Raw genomic sequence first — 3,833 nt, 5'->3', positions numbered from 1 at the left:
AAACATTCCTCTATTCGAATCCTTTCGTCGTGCTGTTGATTCTGCCTTCCTATGACCTGTTCGGACTATTATGAGAAATGCTATAATTATCGGAGTGAAGGACATGATCGTACACTTCCTTTTCTCTATGTAGTATGGTTGACTCTATGGAATTTTCTGGCTTTTTTTTGAATTCTTTGTTGTCACTCTTTAAGTGCACTACGTCTTCGTGAAAATGGAAATGATAGCTGAATAATAAAGCCATTATTATTAAAGTTATAACAGCCAAAAAGATGAGAGTCCTTTTTCTATACCTCATAGATGCTGCAGCTTCTTGACCTAATTTTCTACGCTACCACAAAACACGTCAAGCGAAATTATTTGAAGACGAATAAATACTGGCAGCCAAATTAACATTAACTTAAGAATCGAGGGTGTACAATATAATATATTTAATTAATAGTGAGGTTTAAAATGTTAGCCAGTGAACAAACAAATTCAAGTCCTGTTAAAAAAAGTTCTACTTTTGTGGAAGCTTTGCAGGGTAAGCTAAAAGATATAAAAAATTTCTCTAATTGGTCTGCAAAAGAGCAAATGGTTGCAGTAGGTGCAGTAGGTGTGATGGTTGGTGCATTACTTCCATTTGTGGCAGTTGCTTTACCGGTTGCTGCAACAGGTGCAATAGTTGCCCTTACTCTATTTTTTGCTTATAAAGCAGTTGAATACACATTCAAAGGGCTCAAGTGGTCAGCAGAAAAAACAGTTGATGGGGCGAAATATACTGCTGAGAAAGTTAAGGACGCGTCAACATACGCTGCCGGAAAAATTAGAGATGGTGCTGTGCATGTTAAAGATAAGGTGAAAGAAGGTTATGAACATTCAGTAGATTCACTGAAAAAAGGCGCTAGTTTTGTAGGCGAAGGAGTGGCAAATAAGTTCCATAAGGCATCTGGTGAGACGGACTATTTAGATAAGGTAAAAAGGTTTACTCCAGATGCAATTAAGAAATCTGACGAAATAAGAAATGATATGAAAGCAATTTTTGCTGATAAAGGAAATAATTCTGGGTTAGTGAAAAATGTACTTTCTGGAATATCGTCAGAAATTGATTTAAAAATGGCAGAGAAGGCAAAATCAGGGGAGATTGAACATACTTCTGGATGGCAAGTACAGAAAGAATTCATTAATAATTTAAATGAAAAAAGCTTGCATAACTTGTTAACACAAAGGTCATTACCTAAAGGTAGTTATTTCATCGACAGTGTTTTCTCTGAACATTACGATGAAATTAAGAAGGTTATTAAAGAATGTAGAGAAAATCATTTGTACTCAAGCGTAAGCAATATGTTTGACAGAGCAGAGAAAAAAGCTAACAGGCCTTCTGTCAAAAGTTTAACTAGGTCTGTGTCATCATCATTCTCTTCACTGGGAAGAAAAGGCTCTGAACAATCTAACAGCTTGTCAAAAAGCAATTCACTAAATTCTGTAAAGACTGACAGTACTGTTAGCAGCGAAGCGGAATTGTTAAATCCTGCGGAGCATAAAGAAGTAAAAACACCTTCTTCATTTAGAGAAAAAATGCCATCATGGCTTGGGGATAAAAAAGCACCGAAAGAAACTACTAACGTTAAATATCAAGTTCTTTCTGAATCAGACACGTTGCCTAGAAAAATAGGAAATAGCACTTTTTACGTTGATACTCCTACTCCAATTGAGAATACTAATAAAACTGCAACAATAGGAGGAAGACCAGGAGTTGCACGACGTAATAGTACTAGCAACCTTACTAGGGTAGAAACTCCAGAAGTACCAACTAGAAGCGCCTCATTGACTAACTTAAATGGACAAAGTTCTTTCAGTGAAGATGTTCTCAGTGATCCTATTGTGGAGCAAAACCTGGATAGTTTGAGTAACAGAACTCTCACTCACAGTAATTCTACTGATAGTGGAATGGGTTCTGGTTCTTCTACGCTAACAAGAAAACAAGTTCTTCCTTTAAAAGAAGAATTTGACAGAGAACTCGAAGAAAAGTTGGCAAAACGACGCGCATCTCTAGATCAACCTAGTGCAGAACCTGTCAACTCAAGAGCTACAGCAACTCCAGGAACAGTGTAATAAGTAAAACTTCTACCTTCTCCAAAAGGATGTTACTCAATGAGTAACGTCCTTTTTTTGTTTTTAAACTATAGAAAAATCCTAGATCCCAGCGGTATGCGTACAACCGTATGAACATTGTGATTTCTCTGCTAGGAAAGGTGTCATCCCAGTGCTTGACTACTTGGATCCAGGAAAGTTTGCTTGTTTACAAGCAAACTAGCATAGAAAGTGGTTACAACGTTTTCGATGAGATTATATGGAAAACTGGATTCCAGTGTCAAGCACTGGAATGACATCACAGGGGCACTGGGATGACACCTTTACGTTTGAGGCAAACTAGCTATAACACTTAACATACTACCTTTGCAAACAAATGTTCATACAGTACGCGCTGGCGTTATTTTCTCTTGATGAATAAATCTCGGTAGAGTATAGTAGCAATGCATTTATGTAGCTACTAATGAATAATTTAGTTTTGGTTTATACAACTTTTTCAAATTTTGAGGAGGCTAAAACTGTTTCTGAAGAATTGTTAAACGAGAAATTAATTGTATGTGTAAATATATTTCCTGAAGTGAATTCTCTGTATTTATGGGAAGGTAAGATTAGTAATAGTTGTGAAGTAGTGGCAATTATGAAGAGCAGGAATGATCAAGTTGATAAAATTGTAGAAAAAATCGAAGCAATGCATTCTTATGATCAGCCAGCTGTTGCTGTGATGCCCATAGAAAAAGCAAATAAATCTTTTACTAATTGGGCTAATAGTGTTATTGATGTAAGTAGTATTGGGGTGTAGCCAAGTGGTAAGGCAGCGGTTTTTGATACCGCCACGCGAAGGTTCGAATCCTTCCACCCCAGCCATATTGAAGTGGGTGTGAAATGATATCACTTTTCTATAAATTAAGATTATTGAATTATATATTAGGTAGTCTAAAAGATATAATTGTGAAACTGTTTCTCTTCACAATGTATCTTTACACATTCAGCATTGTGCTCATGTTTCTCAGCAATGGTTTTTGGTATGCTGTAGAATTTTGCTCTTTCAAAAATGCGTTTTACCGTTTGTTTCAATATTGCAAGTGGTATTATGAAAATAGGGAAGATCTCGGTTACGGAATTTCTATTCGAATATTAGTGGCGTTTCTTACTCCGCATTTTCTCTATAAATTATTACTTGGCACAGGCTGGAAGTCCTTTTTAAAGGAAAAGATAATACAGATACTCAACACAAGAAGAAAAAAGGGTAGTGAGTTCAGTAACACAAGTGGCAGTAGTTATAGTGATAAGAATAATTACAGCAATAACAGTGGTAACAATGAGCGCCAAGCTCAAGATGCAAAGCGAAAAGTAAACATGATAAAGCAGCTATTAATCAAAGATATAGAGGCAACTATAGATAGGAGATTGAATTATATTTTTTTCGGTAAAAGGAGTAAACCTCATTAAGTATATAAAAAGGCTTTATCTAGTAAGGCTTTTTAAGGTTGGCTGTATTTTATTTTTTACGTATACCGGATCACAATCAGCCAATATACATGTGTGCACAAAATCTTGACTAAAGTCTGACAACCAAGAAATTGCCTTACGTTTTTCTACCAAGCTTTCTGTTTTTTTGCAGTTACTTGCTGCATCAGTCATCGCCTGCGCTATTACTGATTTCCACAGCAAATAATATAGCATTTCTCATAATAGTCCGAACAGGTCATAGGAAGGCAGAATCAACAGCACGACGAAAGGATTCGAATAGAGGAATGTTT

At 36.2% G+C, this 3,833-nt stretch carries 5 protein-coding genes and 1 tRNA gene; all 6 read left to right on the top strand.

Going from position 1 to position 3,833, the window contains the following annotated elements; all coding sequences use genetic code 11:
* The first annotated feature begins 453 nt into the window (after window positions 1-453).
* Window positions 454-2,094 (top strand): actin-bundling T4SS effector WalE1 family protein, encoded by a 1,641-nt coding sequence (locus OZD66_RS05035; RefSeq protein ID WP_458695175.1) that lies wholly within the window; start codon window positions 454-456, stop codon window positions 2,092-2,094.
* A gap of 110 nt (window positions 2,095-2,204) precedes the next feature.
* Window positions 2,205-2,369 (top strand): hypothetical protein, encoded by a 165-nt coding sequence (locus tag OZD66_RS05030; RefSeq protein ID WP_153296807.1) that lies wholly within the window; start codon window positions 2,205-2,207, stop codon window positions 2,367-2,369.
* 167 nt (window positions 2,370-2,536) lie between these two features.
* The gene (gene cutA / locus OZD66_RS05025; protein WP_182367150.1) at window positions 2,537-2,872 is read left to right on the top strand and encodes a divalent-cation tolerance protein CutA; all 336 of its coding nucleotides are present in this window, start codon (window positions 2,537-2,539) and stop codon (window positions 2,870-2,872) included.
* Window positions 2,863-2,937: transfer RNA gene (locus OZD66_RS05020), tRNA-Gln, on the top strand. The genes cutA and OZD66_RS05020 overlap by 10 nt, the downstream gene beginning before the upstream one ends.
* 135 nt (window positions 2,938-3,072) lie before the next feature.
* The gene (locus OZD66_RS05015) at window positions 3,073-3,522 is read left to right on the top strand and encodes a hypothetical protein (protein ID WP_231115844.1); all 450 of its coding nucleotides are present in this window, start codon (window positions 3,073-3,075) and stop codon (window positions 3,520-3,522) included.
* Window positions 3,523-3,653: 131 nt separating this feature from the next.
* Window positions 3,654-3,833: hypothetical protein (locus tag OZD66_RS05010; protein ID WP_275022411.1), on the top strand; the 180-nt coding region annotated here is incomplete at its 3' end.

The organism is Wolbachia endosymbiont of Drosophila baimaii (assembly GCF_028982185.1).
GTDB classification, from domain to species: domain Bacteria; phylum Pseudomonadota; class Alphaproteobacteria; order Rickettsiales; family Anaplasmataceae; genus Wolbachia; species Wolbachia pipientis.
The sequence above is the reverse complement of the archived record's forward strand: the minus strand, read 5'-3'. Positions and strand labels throughout refer to the sequence as shown.